The sequence below is a fragment of the Sorangiineae bacterium MSr11954 genome, from assembly GCA_037157815.1.
Classification (GTDB): Bacteria; Myxococcota_A; Polyangia; order Polyangiales; family Polyangiaceae; genus Pendulispora; species Pendulispora albinea.
On the sequence record CP089984.1, the window covers coordinates 1,296,795 to 1,314,446 of the forward strand.

Here is a 17,652-nt window from a genome sequence, read left to right on the forward strand (position 1 = left end):
TTTATGACATGGAAGGAACCGGCCGGTCAGACCTCTTGCCCGGTTTCGTACCGGCCGTGCCACGTTTCGGCACCAGCCGTGCCAGGTTTGGTACCGGCGGGCAGCCTCGCGCGCCGCGAAAAGGCGGCTAGGGCTTGGTGGACTTCTTTTCCAGCGCCTTCTCGAGGCCGTAGTTGGCACTCAGCCCAAAGAAAATGCCGGTTGTGGAGATGCCGACGTTCAGCCTCGTCTGCAGCTCCTTGATCGGTTTGACACGCAAGGCCACCTGCGGCGCCACATACGGCCAAAAATTGAACAGCGAGCCCCCGCCGAACCAGGTGGGCTCCTCGTAGTGATTGACCTTCGCCTTGTCCGAGTTGGAGTGGGACCTTCGGTCGCAGGGCTTGTCGTTGCCGCCGTCGGCCTCCGTGATGCACGGCGAGAAGCGGCGGCCCGAGTCGGGGTCTTTGTACGGGCCGTTCGGATCGTCGTAGACCCAGCTGTTCTCCAGCGAGCCAAAGACGGTGCTGATGCCCACGCCGATGCCGTATTCGAAGTCGACGTTCGGGTGCAGCTTCTTCGACCAGAGGAAGTCCGCCGTGAGGTTGACCACCTTGATGCTCGAATTGATGTTCGACCAATTGTTGGCGGTAGCGGGCTTCCCCTTCTCGAGAAAAAGAACGTCCCCGCCGCTGCCATATTCGGCATACGAAATGGCCAGGACGCGCGACAGTCCATCCTTCCGAATATCGAACTCGATTCCAACGCTGTTCGAATAAAACGTCTGCCCTTTATCGATGAACCAATTGAGGACGAACTGGGGAAGAACGTTCCCGCGGTAGCGCGCGCCGATGAAGTAATACGTCTTGCTCGGATCCTCGTAGACGTCGGTGCTCCGGCTCTCCTCGGACGGCGGAGGGACGACGGGCGCCGCCGAAGCACCGGTCGCCGAGGCGGCGGAGGCCGCGGGTGTCGCGGGTGTCGTTGGGGCCGTGGATGTCGCGGGGGCAGCGGTCGACGAGGCTCCCGGTGTCGTCGGGGCAGCGGCCCCGGATGTCGCTGGGGGCACGGTCGCAGGGGTTGCGGTTGCGGGGGGCGCGGCAGCGGTGGAGCTCGAGGATTTGGAGGAGCTCGAGGAGCCGGGAGACTTGGTGGCGGACGTTGGCGCCGCGGTGGGGGCTTTCGGTGGCGGGACACGCTGAGCGTGGCTGGTCGCGGAAAAAAACGTTGCGCTGGAAGCAAGAGCCAATGCGTTGATGAAAGAACGACGCAGGCGATGAGCTCTCATGAGGCCTCGTGGGGTCACTGGCATCGAACCCCGAGCCTACACCACCAAGACACAGCGCGGCACGCTCTCCGGCGCCATGGGATGGGCCGATTGCAGGGCCGAGCGAGCTTTCGAGCGAGCGCGTACTACATCCGCCGCACAGGGCTTACTTGGGCCGCAATCTGCGTGACGCTGCGCATAAAGGGCCATCGGATTTTCGCTCCAGCCGAATCGGATGGTAAGCTGAAGGACATCGGAAGGGTGGGAGGAGTAAGTCGCACTTGATTCTCCACGGACGTGTCACCGAGCAGGCGATTGATCGCAACCAGATCGGCACGTTTCACAAAGAGCTGGTGGTTACCTCGGGGCGCGTCCCCCTCGCCATGGTGCGAAAGCGCTGGGCCGCCAACGATGGAGGCACCCGCTCCCCCGTGCTGCTCGTGCACGGCTTCGGGCAAAACCGCTACGCGTGGCACCTCCCGTCGCGCAGCTTGGCCAACCACCTGGCGCGCGCGGGCTTCGACGTCTTCAACGTCGATTTGCGCGGGCACGGCCGCACGCGCCAGCTCACGCGCGTCGGCTCCGCGGGCATCGACGACTACGTGCGCGAGGACATCCCGGCGGCGGTGGAGGAAGCGTCCCGCATCAGCGGCAACCGGCGCGTCTTCTTGGTGGGGCACTCGCTCGGAGGGCTCGTCTCGTACGCGGCGGCGCCCGAGCTCTCGGGGCTGATCGCGGGCGTGGTCAGCATCGGCAGCCCGTATCACTTTACGAACGGCTCGTGGTCGCTCTCGGCGCTCGCCCTGTTCGTGAAGGCCCTCGCGGCGGTGGGCGTCCGCCCGTGGAACCTGCCGATGACCATCCGCCCCATCGGCTCCCTGATGCGCACCTTTCGCCGGGTCGCGGAGAGCCCGTTCTACCCCATTCCGGTGCGCGGCTGGCACGCGGGCGCCCTCGAGCCCCACGTGCTCGACGAGCACCTGCGTCTCGCCTTCGATCGGGCCATGCTTCACGATTTGATCAACATGTTCGAGTGGGCGAACGACCGGCGCTTCGGCGGCTCCGCCCTCGACTACTCCGAGCGCTTCGAGAAGCACGACTCGCCGCTCTTGATCATCTCGGGCCAGCGCGACGATCTCGCGCCGCCCGCCAGCGTTCGCCCCGCCTTTCTGCGGAGCCGCTCCCGCGACAAGACCTACCGCGCCCTCCCGTTCGGCCACATCGATCTGCTCATGGGCCGCGACGCGCCGCTCAGCACCTGGTCGCTGGTGCACGCGTGGCTCGACAAGCGCGCCGCCGCGTAAGCTCCCGCGCGCCGCGGGCGTAAGCTCCCGCGCGCCGCGGGCGGCCGTGGGGTCGTGACGTCGCGGTTTTTGGATGTGCGCCGCGCCCACGGGTGCCAGCCCCTTCCTAGTGGCATATCGATATAGGCCATCGTCCATCATCGGATGAACCGCTATTTCGTTATGCGAATGCCTCGTACGTCAACGCCCGACGAGGTTGGTGAGCGGGCGGCCGGCGCGGAAGGCGAGGATCGTCTCGACGGCCCGCTCGGCGGCGGTCGCGGGATCGGTGGGGCCCGCGACATGGGGGAACACGTCGATGCGCGGGTGCGCCCACGATGGGTGATGCTCGGGGAGCGGCTCCGTCGCGTGCACGTCGAGCACCGCGTGCCGGAGGTGGCCGCTGTCGAGCAGCGCCAAGAGGTCGCGCTCCACCAGATGCGCGCCGCGCGCAACGTTGATGACGACGGCGCCTTGCGGCAGCTGCGACAGGGTTTCGCGGCAAAGGATGCCGCGGGTGGTGGGGGTGAGCGGCAGCAGGTTGACCAAAATGTCGGCGCGCTCGAGCAGGGCGCGAAGGCCGTCGTCGCCCGTTCGAACCTCGATGTCCGGCACGTCGTGGTGGGTGCGGCTCCATCCGTGAACCTGAAATCCCACGGCGCGGAGCGCGTGCGCGGCCGCCGTGCCCAAGGTGCCCAAGCCCAGCACGCCCACCACGCGGTCCGAGACCAGCGGCTGCCGGCGGGGAGCCCACCGCTTCTCGCCCTGCGCGCGCCGGTAAACGTCATGTTGGCGGTGGGCTGCGAGCACATGGGCCAGGACGGCTTCCACCATGGCGGCCGTCAGGTTGGCATCGACCAGGCGCGTGACCAGGGCGTGGGGCGGCAAATCGGGATCGGTGAGGAGATGGTCGACGCCCGCCCAAAGCGAGACCACCAGCCGAAGCCCGGGAAATGCCTTGAGCGCGCCCGGGAAGGGCCCATCGCTGACCACGATGTCGACGGCGCTCGGATCGGTGATGACGTTCGCGGCCTCGATGCGCTCCTCGGGGAGGCCCGAGGCGAGGATGGGGACCACGACGGTCAGGTTCTTGTCGGCGACGACGGCGATGGTTCCGCGACCGGGAGAAGAGCTCATCGATCCGGGACGTTAGGGCCAGTGCCGCCTGCTCCGAAAGGGCCGGCGCGCGCGATCGCAGAAGGCCAATGAGCGGCCGCGGCCTTTGAAGGGCGCGATTTCAGCTCGCGGGCGGGTTGTGCTCCCAGTGCCAAGGCTCGCGGTTGTACGGGAAATACCCGTAGGTCGACGCATTGCAGACGAGCCACTGGAACCACGGTCGCTGGCGCTGCCATGCCACGTTGGTGGCGTTGGAGCTGGTGGCGCGAAAGCCCGTGGCGCTTCCCAGATAGAGATCGGCCGCGCGGCCGGTGTGGTGCGGGCTCGCCCCGGGCGGTGCCACCGTTTGACGGCCGATGCGCACGGCGAGCTCCACGGGATCGAGGGTGCCGGTGGAGGGCACGGGCTGGTGTTCGGCGGCGGCGGCCGCGCGCATGCGGGCCGGATCGCAGCCGGCGGGCGAGATCCCCGCGTTGGCGAGCTCGGTGCGGAATCGGGTGAGCCAGGTGCCGGCGGCGTAAGGCGGGGGTGTGCTGGCGAGGGCGGTGTTGGTCGCGTCGACCACGGTCGAGAGGGCGGTCCAGTTGGTGCAGCCAAAGGCGTCGAAGACCCCGCGCAGGCGCGTGCGCCAAATGCCGGTTTGGCTCGCGTAGTCGCGGTAGCCCGAGAGCAGCTTGAGGTAATGGTCCGCCGACGTGATCACGCCGGCTGCGATGGCCGCCAGCCGCATGCGAACGAGCGCGTCGCTCGCGGCATCCGTGAGATCGGCGTGGGCCGCGCCTCCGTACACGTGCGCGGTCGGTACGTGCACCAAATGGCCGGCGGCGCCGCGCACCCGTCGTTCGGTGGCCGTGCAGGTGCCGCATTGGATGTTCGCGCCCGAGATGCTGCACGCCACATCGAGGCCGTAGCTCGCCTCGCCCTCGTAGCCGTCGTCCTCGTCGTGACCGTTCTCGTAGCCGTAAGAGCGCGCTCGCGCAGGCGTGGACTCCTCGGGCGGTACGAACCAGTCGTCGGAGGCCGACGTCGCGGAGGCGGGTGCCGCCGTGGGGCGCGGCGGTGGAGGCGCGTTGCCCCCGGGTTTCTGCGGCGGATTGGTGAGCCAGTCGTTGTTTGCCACGCAAACGGGGCGGGTGCTCGCGGCGGGCGCGGGCGAGGCGCCGGGCGCGTTGGCCGCGATGTCGTCGAGGAGGGGCGGGGTGTAGCGCGCGGGAATGTCGCCGTGGCGCACCGAGGTGCGCTCCACCCGAAAGCGCGCACCGAGCGATGCCGCCGCGCCGCTCGAGGCGACGGCGAGGTCGATGGCGTCCTTGAGCCTTCGTGAGGACACCTCTGTGGTGATGAGCCGCCATACGCCGCTCCGGAATGTCCACGAGCCGGGGCTGCGGTACACCCACCTCCGGCTCTGCGCCGGACCCTCCGCGGCCCACTCCCCCGCGGGGTGCGCGGCCGACGGTCCGCTGCATCCTGTGTAGAATGCACGCAATCCGCTGGATGCGGCGCGCGGGGACGCGAGGCGGGCGAGCGCCCAGGTGCGGATGGGGGCTTCGCCGCCGTACATCGAGTCGAAGCACACCACCTCGTCGGGATCGACGCCGGCGCGCAAGAGCGCGCTCAACCCGGCGCCGCCGCCCGAGTGGGCCATCAAGGTGCACCGCCCTTGCCGCAGCGTCGATCCCGGCGGCAAGCGCAGCACGCTCGACGCCAGGTGCGCGAGCCCCGCGTCGACCAGGGCTTGAAAGGCGCGCGTGTCCGGCAAATTGTCGAAGAGCCACGTGCTGCCGCGGGTGTAGCGCCCCCGCGGTACCAGCGCCAACGTGGGGCGCGCCGTACGCACATTGGCGTTGCCGGATGCATCGACCATCAGCACCCCGGCCGCGCGCGCCTTGTCGGCCAGAAACGTCGCCGATGGCGTGCCATAGCCGTGCAGGTGAACGACGATGTCGATGGTGGCGTTGGCCGCGGTCCCGGCGGGAACGTTCCAGCGCAGCTCGACATTGTCACCCGGATCGCCGCCCAGCGGGGCATGGCGCATCGCCCCGCGTCCGCCGCCGGGCACCGGTCCGCTCGCCGCGCGCGCCGTCGTCTCCCTCCCCCGCACGGGGAGGTTCGGCGCGGGGGATCCGGAGACCGCGGCGCGCGGCGCACCGATTCCGAGCGGATCGTCCTCGAACGAGGCCATGTGCGCCGTGATGTTACGCAAATCCGAGATCCCTGGCTTGATGAGATCCATGGCGCCGCGAAAGATGGGCCGGTACGCGCGGATGTAGTGGGCGAACCGAATGGCGTTGGTGCGTGCTTGCGCATATTCGTTTGCGCGCGGATGGGTGTGCAGGGCCCACTGCTCGATGGAGATGGGCTGTCCATTCACGAGGAAGGCCGGCTCGCGGCGGTGTCCATCGGCGGAGCGGAGGAAGGTGCGAAAGCTCGCCTCGCCCATGTTCCAGAGCATGTAGCCGAGCTCCTCGCCCACCGTGGGGAGCTCGGGGAACGTCATGCGTAGAAAGCGCGCGAACACCGCGTCGACCAAGAGGAGTGACAAGGCGTAGAAGCGCACCGAGGGCTGCACCGCATACGTGCCGCCGCTGGAGGTCACCGTCAGCTCCGCGTTCACGCGCGCCGCGATGTCCTCGGCCAGGACCCCTCCGCGCACCAGCTCCGCCACCCGCGCGGCGAAGTGGGTTTCTTGGGCGGCGGCGCCCGAATCGGTCTCGTCGAGGACGTTGTCGCCGTGCGGATCGGGCCTTCGCGTCACCGTGAGCCAATCGACGCCGAGCTGCCGGTAGTAGATCGAGCTTCGCAAGAGCGTTCGGGCGTTGGCCGCGGTGCTGGCCTGGGTGACCGCTTGGGCGCCGGTGGTCATCCGCGTGCTGCCCTCCTTCGCCCACTTGGCGAGGAGCACCTCGGGCATCGCGCGCGCATGAAACGCCGCGCGGATCACGGCCTCCAGCTTGTCGCGCGTGATGCCGTGGTACGGGTTGGCGTCGACGTCGACCCCCGTCTCCCGCCGCACCAGCTCCCGGCTCGCGTGCGCGGGGTTGTCGGCATTGGCGATGGTGCCCGTGAGGCGCGTCACCGCTTGCGCGCACGCATCGATGGCCGCCGTGAGGAGAGGAGGCGGATCGAGGAGGGACAGACCGTAGGTGAAGCTGGGGGTGTGCGGGTGCATGTCCAATGCCGCGGCCCCGCATCCGCATCCGTTGGTCCGCTCGCCCGGAACGTCGTTCATGGTCATGATGGCTCTCCCTCGCGGCTCATGCTTGCGCGCCCTTCGAACCGCCGGGCCCTGCGGTCGATTGGCCGGCCGGCGCGTTGGCTACAGGGTTGGCGGTGTTTTGCTGAATCTGGGCGATGACCCCCGTTTGCGCGAATCGCTCGAGCGGGAAGTAATCGCTCTTGAACTTGAGATTGACCTCGGCGGTGAGGTCGGTGTTGACCTGAATCTCGTCGGTGCTGTTCTTCTTGGTGGTCGACACGTACGCGATGCTGGTGCGCTGGCTGGCGCGCGGCCCTCCGAACAGGCTCCCGAGGCCGCCGCCAAAGCCGGTTTGGTTCTCGTGGTGGAAGTCGAACTCCGTGGCCGAGCCCGATTGTCCGGTGTCCTTCGCTTGAAGGTGAAAGCCCATCTTGGCGGCGATCGTCCCGCTGGTGATGACGATGCGGTTGATGCCCATGAGCATCATGGTCGAGAGCATCTGCAGTCGGCTCTCGGCCAACCTGCGGCGCGCGGCCGGCACGAACTTGGACTCGGCGCTGTCGTCGTCGAGCGCGGCGTTCTCGGGCATGCCGAGCATGCGCTGAAAGTCCGGCCGCGCGACATCCGTGTCCCGCGCCTTGACGCGCGGTCCGCCCTCGCCCTGCAAATCGAGCTGAAAGTGCTCGGGGAACGACTGCGCCAGGTAGTCGCGGGCCTGGTTGTCCGTGATGTTGTCGGCCATGAACTGGTCGACCGTCTTGGCCACGTTGGCCAGCAGCTTTCCGTAAGCTTCCATCTGCTGGATGGAGGCATCGACCACGGCGTTGAAGGTGCCTTTGATCAGGTCCGCGACGAAGACGGGGAACTGAATGGCGTTGAGCGTGTCCTTGGTGATCGTGGCGCCGGCGCCGGCGGCGCGGGTGTGGAACTCGTCGGAGGGCGGGGGAGGTGGCGGCGGCTGGCGCGATGCGGTGGCTTTGGTGGCGGCCGCGGATGCCGTGGGGGCAGCGGGGGCGCCGGATATTCGCAGGACGGGGACTTGGTCGAGCTTCTTCGCTTGGGCAAATTGGTCGCGTAGGAGGGCGGCGTTGTAGGAGGAGACTTTGACCAAGTTGTGTGCGAGCGCGCGCTGCTCGGGGGGCGATAGCTTCGAGAAGGAGGGCGCGGCGAGCAGCATGTCCTTGACCTGCGCTCGTACCAGCGACATCACCGCGGGCGATGGGCGGATCCCGTTGGGATCGGGCGGGCCGCCAAAGGGGCCCGGGAGGACTTCGGGCTTGTTCATTGGTGGCTCATGGGGTGGGGTCCTCGGGTGCGGGGTCAGGGTCGGGATCGGGTGCGGGGTCGGGTGCGGGGCTGGGGTTGGGGAAGGGCTGGGGCTGGGGCTGGGCGAAGCGGTCGCGGGTGCGGGGCTGGGGGATGCGGGGGGCGCCGTTTGGGGAGAGGGGCGCGTGGGGGGAGTCGGTGCTGTCGGTGGTGCGGGCGGTGGGGGGAGCTCGCCGAGCGGGCGTTGCGGAGGGGGCGGTGCTGCGGCGGTTCGACGGGAGCGCGGTGAGCGGTACCCCACGGCGGCGGCGGGCGCCGTGGCCGCGGGGCCGTCGGATGGCGGGGCGGGGTTGCCCGTCACCGATGTATTTTCCTCGGGGACGGCGGTCGCCGATTGAATGCGCTGGATCCCCTGGCGATCGACGAAGCGCTCCAGCGGAAAGTAGTCGCTCTTGAAGCGGAGCTCGACCTCGCTCGTCAGATCGGCGTCGACATTCATTTCGTTCGTCTGCTGGCTGCGGTTCGAGGTGACATAGGCCACCGATGTCGAGAGCGATGCCGACCAAGGCCCGAATCCAAAGCTCCCCGACGCGGCCACGCGCACGTCCAGATCGGTGGCGTGCTGCTCGGCCAGGCGATCCGTCGTGTCGATGTGAAAGCCCATGGTGGCCTTGATGCGACCGCCCGTGACCACGATGCGCTGCAGCCCCATGAGCACCATGGTGGCCAGCATGCGGTGCCGCGTTTGGGCGAGCCTGCGCCGGGCGGCCGGCACCAGGGTCGACTCGATGGAGTCCTCGTCGAGCGAGACCTCGGCGAGGCCCAGCTCACCCTGGAAATTCGGCGGCGGGCGCTCGTCGGAACCCTCGCGCGGCGCGGCCACCGCCGTGTCGCCCGAGCGTCGAACCGTGATGTGCTCGGGGTAGGTCGCCGCGAGCCAGTCGCGCGCCTGGTTGTCCGAGATGTTGTCGGCCATGAATTGGTCGACCGTCTTGGCCACGTTCGCCAGCAGCTGCCCGAACGCTTCCATCTGCTGAATGGACGCGTTCACCACCGCGTTGAACGTGCCTCGAATCAAATCGGCGACGAACGTCGGAAAGGAGAGGGCCTGCAAGGTCTCCCGCGTCACCCGCCCGATGTTGTTCGCCGCGCTCGGCTCGAATGCCGCCTGCTTCACGACGCCCGCTGTCCCCGCCCGTTTCGTTGGCCCGGTTTGCCCCGTTGGCCCATTTTGCGCCGTTTGCCGGGTTTGCGCCGTCGGCTCGATGGGTCCCATTTCGTGCTCACGCACCCGCAGCATCGGCCGCTGCCCGATCTGCAGCGCATGGTAAAAATCGTCTCGCACGAGCTCCGCCGCGTAGCTCGCGACGTGCCCGAGATCGCGCCGCAGCTCCGCGCGAAGCGGTAAATCCAGCTTCAAGAACGCCGGGCTCGCGTGGAGCAGCGCGTCGACCTGCGCCCCCACCAGCGCCCTCGTCGCCTCGCTCGGAAGCACCGCGTGGTGCGAAGGTTGGGACCGATATGGCCCCGGGAGCACCGCCTCCACGACCTCCGCCGGCGATCCCGCCGCCCGCCTCGGCGCCGCCCGCCTCGGCGCCGTTTGCCGTGCCGCCGTTTGCCGTGACGCCACCGGCCTCGGCGCCGCCGCCCGCGCGCCGCTTGCCGGTCGCCCCGGCGCCTGCTCCCGCACCGCCGGGGCCATCACGCCGCCCCCAAAGGCGCCACGCCGCTGTCGGCCAGCCACGCGGCGCACGCTTGCACGAGCGGATCGTTCGCCTCGAACGAAGGCCGCACAGCGAGCCTCCCCGCGGCCACGAGGACGCGCTGCCCCGCCAGCCCGCGCCGCTGCGCCGCACCGAGGCTTCCCCCCTCGGTGCCCACGATGGCTTGCACCACCGCGCCCACGCTTCGCGCACCGAAGTACGACAGCACGCCTTGGAGCTCCAAGATCGCGATGGCCCGCGCCAGCACATCGTGGATCCGCTGCGACACGCGCATGGCATCGGCGCCCGCATGTTGCCCGAGCCCCTCGAGCAGCCGCTCCGCCGCCACCCCCAAGGGCGCAAAGGCACCCGCGCTCGGCGCGGGCCTCGCCACGCGCATCCGCTCGGAGAGGCGCAAGACCTCGGTGCACACCGCGGCCATCGCCGGCTGAAACCCATGGTTCCCGGAGCCATCCAGCGACGCCCGCCCGCCTTGTCCAAACATCCGCGCATACACGGCCTCGCGCGACGCGCGGCTCGGAAATCCCCGCGCATCGAACGCGAACTTGTCGAGCTCCTCGGCCGCGCGATCGTCCTTTAGCGCGAGCTCGCCCCGCGCCTCGACCAGGGCCTCCACCGCCACGATCACGCCCGCGCCATCCAGCTGCGAAAAAAGATAGAGCGCGCCGATGTGGGTCAGCGCCGCGGGGGTCAGCTCGCCGGAGACCACCGGCGGCAAATCGATCGACAGCGGGTGACGATCGCGCTCCACATGGGGTCGCGCAGGCGCCGTCTGCATCCCCGGCGCCGTGGGTAGCGCCGGCGCCGCGGGTAGCGCCGGCGTCGACCTGGCAAACGCAGGGTGCGGCAAGCCACACGCCCTCGCGAGCGCGAAGCCCGCGTGCGAGACCACGGTACGGAGCGGGATCGCGAGCGAAGTCATGGATCAGCGAGGGGAGGAGCCAATCGGTGGAAGGGGAGGGAGCGCCGGCGGAGGTGGCGGCGGCGCGCCGGGGGCTTGCGGCGCGGCGGCACCGGCGGGGGTGTTGCCTTGGATTTTCGCCCGCAGATCGGGCTGAATCATCTCGGCCATCTTGTCGAGCGGGAACGTCTCGCTGCGGAAGCGCAGGTTGACCTCACCCGCCAGGTTGTTGCGCGACTCGACGGACGACGTCGACATAGCGTTCGTGTCGTGGGCGCTCTGCACCGTGAACTCGGTGGTGTTGTCGCTCGACGTGTAGCCCGAGAACCAGCCGAAGATGCCCGGGTGCGAGCGGGTGTTGGTGGTGCTCGTCAGGTTGGTATCGACGTGGGTGGCGCGCCGGCGGGTGGAGATGTCCTTGGCCTTGAAGTCGAACATGACGCTCGCCTTGAGCGAGCCGTCGGTCACGATGAGCCGGTTCACGCCCATCAGCACCATGGTGGCGAGCATCTGCTGGCGATCCATGGCCAGCCTCCGCCGCGCCGCCGGCACCAGCTGATTCTCGATGGTCTCGCCGTCCACCGAGCCCATACCCCCCATGGGCGATGGCAGCCCCAAGTCCGCGAAGAAGTTGGGCATGGTGCTCTCGTCCACGCCTTGCTTGGGCACGACGCTGGGCCTGTCGCTGCCGAGATCGAGCTCCAGGTGGTTCGGGTACTGATCGACCAGGTAATCGCGCGCCTGATTCTCCGTGACGTTGTCCTTCATGTACTCGTCCACCGACTTGGCCACGTTCTTCACCAGGTCCGCGTACGCCTGCATCTGCTTGATCGACGAGTCCACGATGGCGGCGAACACGCCGTGCACCAGATCGGAGACGAACTTGGGAAAGTCGACCTGCCGAACCGCGTCGGCGAAGGCGGAGACGGCCTCGCGGGTGGCGGCGGCGCCCGAGTCCTTCATGTCCTGGCTGGCCGTGTCCGTGCGAACGGGCGCCGGCTGCTGCTGCACGGTGCGCGAGGGGGCCCCCGCGAGGCCGCTCGAAAACTGCGCCACGTTGGGGGTCGAGTCGCCGCGCTCGCCCGCCGCGATGTACGTGGCGATCTTCACCATGTTGTGCGCGAGCTCTTTGCGCTGCTCCGGCGGGAGCTTTCGGAAGGCGTCGGTCGACGTGAGGAGCCCCTGGATGCGCGCGCGCGCGATCGCCAGGACCTCGGGGTTCGGTGCTCTCGGGGCTAGCTGTCCCACGGTGAGGCCTCGTCGGGGTGATGCAGCTCGTGGCGCGGTCGGGTGCGGCTCGGCGCGCGCTCGGGCTGGGTGGCAAGGGCCGCGGGCCGTAGGTAGAGCGCGACCCGGGCGGGAACATCGTGGCGCGCCCACACGCTGAGCACCGTGAAGTCGCCGGCGCTGGGGAACCCCTCGGGGGTGAAGGCCGAGAGCCAGCGATCGAGCGTGCGGAGGGAGCGCGGTCTTTCGGTCATCAAGAGGCGCAGAAGCGAGAGCATCTGCGGCGGAGGATCGTCGATGGCCTCCAGCATCACGTCGAGCCGCATCTCCACCCCGCCGCGCACGGGCCGCAAGGTGAGCTGCGCGGTGTTCGGAGGGAGGGTAAAGCGCGCGCCCAGGAGAAATGCCGTGGCGCTGACCATCGAGCCATGTTGATGCCCCAGGCCGAGCTCGTGCATCAGCGGCTTCAAGTCGCCCAGCGCCAGCGGCTGCTCGATGTCGAAGGTGATTTGCTGCGTCCCGGCCGTGCGTCCGCAGCGCACCATGGTGAAGGTCGGACGGAGCCCCGGGAGGGCGCTCATGGCCATCCGCCCCAGCCGGTGAAGTGCGGGCACCAGCGAATCGATGAGCGAACCGGTCAGGTTGAAGCCCACGACCGACTCGGCCACCCCGAAGCGATCGAAGCTCGAGCCAAAGGTCCCGCCGCCCCGCTCGGGACGGTAATCGCGCGCCACCGCCGGCTCCACCCGGCCTTCGAGCCATTTGCGCGCATCGCGCCCGAGGTGCTGGTCGATCACGCGGCGGGCCGCGAGGATGGATGTCTCGACCCGATCGCGCGGCGAAGCGTGGACACCGCCGGGTCGAAAGAGGAGGGAGAGCGCGCCGGGCGCGTTCTCTGCGAAGTGCGGGGTGATCGCCTCGCCCGAGGCCATGGGATCGCTCGCATCGTCACCGTCGAAGGATTGAGCGACGACGTCGCCGACGACGGGGTTGGGGTCGACCGTCTCCAGATGTTTCGCCGCCGCCGAGAGCAAACGACGAACGCGCAACGTGGAATCGTCCGCGGGCATGATGTCCTCCCGCTCAGTTCACGAGCAGGTGCTGGAGTTGATCGAGGCTCGGGGTCTGCCCCGCGGAGATCATGCTGCGGATCTGGTTGAGGGCGCCGTTCGAGCTGGCCGATGCGCCGCCCATGGTGGGCAGGCTGGGCACGTTGACCATGTCCACGTTCTGCGACAGCTGGTCGAGCGAGCTGTCGGTCACGCCGTTGACGGTGAGCCAGTAGCGCGCGTTGCCCAGCAAGATATCCTTGTCCGGCCCCAGCGCCTCGAACACGTCTTTGTCGGCCGATTTCCAGACCTGCGGGTTGCGCGCGATGACGTCGACGATCTTCTTCCCCGCGTCCGCCATCGTGCGGTACTTGACGATGTTGGGCGTCACCCGCAGCTCCTGCTGGCAGACCCGCTCCACCACGTGCCACACGTTGGACGCACCAAAGGCCTGCTGCACCTGCGTCATGCCGAGGATGTTCAGCGCCTGCTTGATATGCTGATTCAAGCGCCGCGCGACGGTGTGGGCCGATCCCCAGCCATAGAGCGACAGGTTGGCCGCGAGCTCGCGCCCCGACTTGCGAACGTGCTCGCTGGTGATGGCGCCCGGCCGCGCGCCGCCCGGCCCTCCGTTGCCCTGGCCCCATGTCTGCGCCAGATCGCGAACCCGCTCGTACTCGGCCACCGTGGAGGCAAACCGCATCAACAACGTATCGAACTGCGTATTGGGCTGCACCGTCTTGGGCACGTCGGCGCCCTTCATCCCAAAGAGCCGCGCAAAGTGAAAGGCGCGCTTGGCCGCGCTGATGCGCTGGTATTCGTTGAACCGGTAATCGTCGAGCGCCTGGCCGGCGTCGTCGTAGACGATGGGGATGAGCCCATCGTCGTAGAGATCCGAGATCATATCGAGCACCGGGATCAGCTTGGCCATCTCGAGCTGGTAGGCGGCGTACATCATGCCGCAGGCCTGAATGTTCTCCGGGACGATCTCCGTGTCCGTGTCGGTCTCCAGGCTCGGCAGATCGAGATCCTCGTAACCCACCGCGCCCGACGCATAGTCGAGGATGGCGCTCTGCACGCGGGCTGGAAAATTGGGGTCGCCGAGCGGGACGCGGTCGATCGTCTTCAGCACCTCCTCGCCCACGAACGAGAAGAGCTGGTAGCTGATCTGGGTCCCCGAGCCGTTGGTGGAGGCCGCGGCGGCGCTGGTGCCGTGGCCGTGGCCATTGGTGGAGGTCGCGTTCTTCTGCATGACCGCGGCGATGGCTTGATAGACCTGCTCACCGGTAAAGTGCGTGCCCGTCGGCGAGGTCCTTTGGATGAGCAGGTTCTCCGTGATCTTCTGGACGAAGAGCGGAATGGACCCGCTGTTCGGATCGAATTGCCCCGAGCGGAGCAAGCTGCCGATGACGGCGCCGACCAGCTCGGGGTGTTTGTCGGTCTCCGTGCCGCGGAGCTCGAGGACGGCTTTGATCCCGTTCACATAGGCCGTCTGTTTTTCGGGCTTGGTGGCAAGGTCCCGAGGGATGTTGCGAAGATCGAATGTGAAAACGATGGCCATGACGGAATCCTTTCTCGGCGGTTGATTCGAGTCGGGTGGGCTCGTAGGTCTCGATGGGCCTTCCGCGCCTCGGTCGGGCGTGAGGAGCGAATCGACTGCCGCGCGCAACCCGTCCGCGCCCGACGCGTCGAAGGCATGAAGAAGCACCACGGCCGCGTGTTCACCGCTGCCGCGCAAGGCCACCTCGCGCAGCGCCTCTCGGCGCACATCGTCGGGCTCCGACCCGACCATGGTCGCGTAGATGTGCGCGAGAACCACCGCCTGCCCGTTGCGGCGCTCGTCCGCGTCGAGGGGGCTGCCGTGGGACTGCGCGACGTCGCGCAAGCTCGGATCGCTGCCGAGCCCCGGCAAGAGGTGGGCGATCCGGTCGTGCGTGCGCGGATCGAGCCCCGGGAACAGCTTGGAAAAGACGTCCGGCTTCACCCGCGCACCTCCCCCCAAGGCTCCCCCGGCCGCCGCGCGCGCGCGGCGTTTCGCTTGCCCGGATCGCGCGCCAGCTCGTCGCGCAGCAAGGCGAAGGCGGCGCCGACATCGAGGACGCCGTGCCCGATCGCATCGTCGGGGCCGTCTTTGGGGCGCGCTTGTGCGCTGGTGGTGAGCAGCCGCCGGATGTCGCGCCCGTCCAAATCGACGCCGCGGCTCCGCGCGTAGGCAACCAGCCGCGCGGCGGCGCCGCTCACGAAGGGGGCAGCGTGCGATGTCCCCGAGCTGCAGCGGTATCCGTGCAGGTCGAGCGAGTAAATGCGGTCGCCCGGCGCCGCCAGCGCGCAGTGCTTGCCGCGCGTGGAGAACGCGCACGGGCGCAGCTCGCCGTCGACGGCGCCCACGGCGATCACATCGGGGTGCGCGGCCGGGTAGAGTCGCTCGCTGTCCCCGGTGTTGCCCATGGCCGCCACCAGGATGACGCCGAGGGAGACGGCGTAGTCGATCACCTCGCGGTGCGGCGGCGGCGCGTCGGGATCGAGGCTTCGCTCGCCGGTGCCGAAGCTCATGTTGATCACCTTGGCGCCGAGATCGCAGGCGACCTTGAGGCCACAATCGATGTCCGACAATCCGCCGATGCCGACGGGTCGCGTGGCGTGCGGGCCCATGGCCGCCGCGAGGACGCGCAGCGGCAAGATCAGGGAGCGGCCTGCGATCCCGCGCGGAACCCGAAACCCTTGCGCGCCGATCACACCGGCCACGTGGGAGCCATGGCCCACTTCGTCGCGGGGGTTGAAGTCGTGTCCGCGGCTGTTGCCGATCAGCTCGAGATCGCCGACGCGTCCCCAGCCGAGATCCACGGTGTCGTAGCCTGCGAGGAGCTTTCGCTGCAGCTCCGGGTGCCCCATGGCCACCCCGCTGTCGACGATCGCGACGATGACCCGCTCATCTCCGTAGGGGAGCGCGCGGTGGGCGCGCACCAGCTCGTGTCCGGGCACCGGTGTGCAAGGCGTCGTGAGCGCCATCGGCGCCGGCGTTCGTCCGAGCGTCTCGGGGCGCGCAAACTCGACGGCGCGAAGGTCGCGCAGCGCGGCGAGCGCGTCGCGCACGTGCGAGCCGTCGCGCAGGCGAATCCGTACGGTGCGCGAGAGGCCGTGCAGGTGCTCCCGATCGTCGTACCCGGCGTTCTGCGCGCCGACGCGTCCCAGCGCCCCGCGCGCCGGAAATGCGCTGGTTACGCGAAACGCGCCCGCCCACTTCGAGAGCGCCCGATCGATGGGGCCACCGTCGACCCGCTCGGCCGCGCGGTTCGCGCCCACCAGCTGATCGACGTGCGCCGGGATGTGCGCAGGCATCTCGCCCGCGCGCAAGGTGACTTGCAGTCCGAGGGCCAAGGTCATGATGCACCTCCGCCCCAGTAGTCGTCGTCCGGCGTGGCGATGCCGTTGGTTTCGTGGGAGGTGCTGGCTTCGTACGAGCCGGTCGCCTCGTGGGCGTCGCTCGTTTCGTGAGGGCCTGCGCTCGGGTCGGTCTCGAAGCTCACGTCGAAGGCGCGCACATCCTCGTCGCTGAAGGCGATCTCCAACGTCCCGGCGGCCGGCGCATCCGGCGGCACCTGGAGGACGATCTCCGTATCCGTGGCATGCGCGATATCGACGGGCCGATCCCCAAAGCGCGCCCGCTGCACATCGGGAAAGAAGGTCCCGCCAATGCGCACCTGCCGCGGAGGCACCGCCACGTTCCCAGGCGGTGCGACCCTCGGCGCCGCGGGCGGCGGCGCCTTCGGTGCGATCGGAGGCGCGACCCTCGGCACCACCGGCGCGGCAACCTTCGGCGCCGCGGGCACCGCAGGCGGCGCAACCTTCGGCGCCGTAGGCGCAACGCTCGGCCCCACCTGCACCCGATTCACGGTTGGCCGCGCCCGTCGAAGCGCATCCTGCAGACGCATCGACGGCACCGAGGCCCAGCGCGAAACGGTGGAGGCCCCCGCGGCCCGCTGCAGCCGATCGAGCTGCGCCGTCGTCCGAACCCCCAGCCCCTCGAGCCTTCGCACCTCCTCGGGAGCGAGCCCCATCTCCTCCAGCGAGGGGCTCTTCGTCGCCGCCATCGACACCGTGTTCTCCTCGATCATCGGTTTGGTGATGGTCGTGAACCCGAGGCGGAGCGTGCTCGCCCCCGTCTCGTTCGCGGCCGCCGGTCGAAAGCGCACGGTCCCCGCGCTGTCGAGATCCGCGAAGACGTGAAAGTCGATGGCAAAGTCCTTCAACGCATAGGTGAGCGGCCGATTGACGGCCTTCAAGCGCAGCGCATCTTGCACGCGATCGAGCTGCACCAGGATCGACTGAATGAAGTCTTCGACATTGAAGAAGCTCTCACCCATCGTCCACCTCGAGGCGGGCGGCCGGGCGCGGCGCGCGGTGCACCTCCGGCATCAGCTCGATGTGGAGGTGCGCCGTGTGCACGGGCGGAAGGAACCCGCTGACCCAGCGCGTATGCGGGACGCCTGCGCGCACCACCAGCTCTCCGTGCTCGTCGCCGAACGTCGCCTCCAGTGGAATGGTCATGTCCACCTCGGTCACCACGATCCCCGAAGGCTCCGGAGGGTCCACGGCGCCGAGAAGGGCGAGCAAGGTCTCGTCGAGGGTCGGTGTCGCCATGGC

The 17,652-nt window shown here is 69.0% G+C and carries 12 protein-coding genes; 1 reads left to right on the forward strand and 11 read right to left on the reverse strand.

The features are described from left to right. Nucleotides 1-127: 127 nt before the first annotated feature. A complete protein-coding gene (locus LZC94_05300) occupies nucleotides 128-1,048 on the reverse strand; it encodes a hypothetical protein (GenBank protein ID WXB16694.1) in 921 nt (306 codons plus the stop codon). A gap of 479 nt (nucleotides 1,049-1,527) precedes the next feature. Here LZC94_05300 and LZC94_05305 point away from each other — a divergent pair, with 479 nt between their 5' ends. Continuing rightward, nucleotides 1,528-2,550, forward strand: a complete 1,023-nt coding sequence (locus LZC94_05305; protein ID WXB16695.1) for an alpha/beta hydrolase — start codon at nucleotides 1,528-1,530, stop codon at nucleotides 2,548-2,550. 180 nt (nucleotides 2,551-2,730) lie between these two features. On the opposite strand, the gene LZC94_05310 is transcribed toward LZC94_05305, so the two are convergent. The 10 genes from LZC94_05310 to LZC94_05355 form a co-directional block, all read right to left on the reverse strand. Then, nucleotides 2,731-3,666, reverse strand: coding sequence for a glyoxylate/hydroxypyruvate reductase A (locus tag LZC94_05310; GenBank protein ID WXB16696.1), 936 nt, complete (start codon nucleotides 3,664-3,666; stop codon nucleotides 2,731-2,733). Nucleotides 3,667-3,766: 100 nt separating this feature from the next. Beyond that, on the reverse strand, nucleotides 3,767-6,880 hold the full coding sequence (locus LZC94_05315; GenBank protein ID WXB16697.1) for a D-alanyl-D-alanine carboxypeptidase family protein: 3,114 nt from the start codon (nucleotides 6,878-6,880) through the stop codon (nucleotides 3,767-3,769). Nucleotides 6,881-6,899: 19 nt separating this feature from the next. Next, entirely contained in the window at nucleotides 6,900-9,851 is a 2,952-nt protein-coding gene (locus LZC94_05320; protein ID WXB20387.1) for a hypothetical protein, read from the reverse strand. Further along, nucleotides 9,809-10,753, reverse strand: coding sequence for a hypothetical protein (locus LZC94_05325; GenBank protein WXB16698.1), 945 nt, complete (start codon nucleotides 10,751-10,753; stop codon nucleotides 9,809-9,811). The genes LZC94_05320 and LZC94_05325 overlap by 43 nt, the downstream gene beginning before the upstream one ends. A gap of 3 nt (nucleotides 10,754-10,756) precedes the next feature. Then, on the reverse strand, nucleotides 10,757-11,980 hold the full coding sequence (locus LZC94_05330; protein ID WXB16699.1) for a hypothetical protein: 1,224 nt from the start codon (nucleotides 11,978-11,980) through the stop codon (nucleotides 10,757-10,759). After that, the gene (locus tag LZC94_05335) at nucleotides 11,968-13,029 is read right to left on the reverse strand and encodes a hypothetical protein (protein ID WXB16700.1); all 1,062 of its coding nucleotides are present in this window, start codon (nucleotides 13,027-13,029) and stop codon (nucleotides 11,968-11,970) included. Before LZC94_05335 ends, LZC94_05330 begins: the two co-directional genes overlap by 13 nt. 13 nt (nucleotides 13,030-13,042) lie before the next feature. Continuing rightward, the gene (locus tag LZC94_05340) at nucleotides 13,043-14,992 is read right to left on the reverse strand and encodes a hypothetical protein (protein ID WXB16701.1); all 1,950 of its coding nucleotides are present in this window, start codon (nucleotides 14,990-14,992) and stop codon (nucleotides 13,043-13,045) included. Then, on the reverse strand, nucleotides 14,989-16,392 hold the full coding sequence (locus tag LZC94_05345) for a S8 family serine peptidase (GenBank protein WXB16702.1): 1,404 nt from the start codon (nucleotides 16,390-16,392) through the stop codon (nucleotides 14,989-14,991). Before LZC94_05345 ends, LZC94_05340 begins: the two co-directional genes overlap by 4 nt. After that, nucleotides 16,389-17,372 (reverse strand): hypothetical protein, encoded by a 984-nt coding sequence (locus LZC94_05350; GenBank protein WXB16703.1) that lies wholly within the window; start codon nucleotides 17,370-17,372, stop codon nucleotides 16,389-16,391. Before LZC94_05350 ends, LZC94_05345 begins: the two co-directional genes overlap by 4 nt. Then, complete coding sequence (locus LZC94_05355; protein WXB16704.1) at nucleotides 17,365-17,649, reverse strand: hypothetical protein; 285 nt, start codon at nucleotides 17,647-17,649, stop codon at nucleotides 17,365-17,367. Before LZC94_05355 ends, LZC94_05350 begins: the two co-directional genes overlap by 8 nt. Nucleotides 17,650-17,652: the final 3 nt, after the last annotated feature.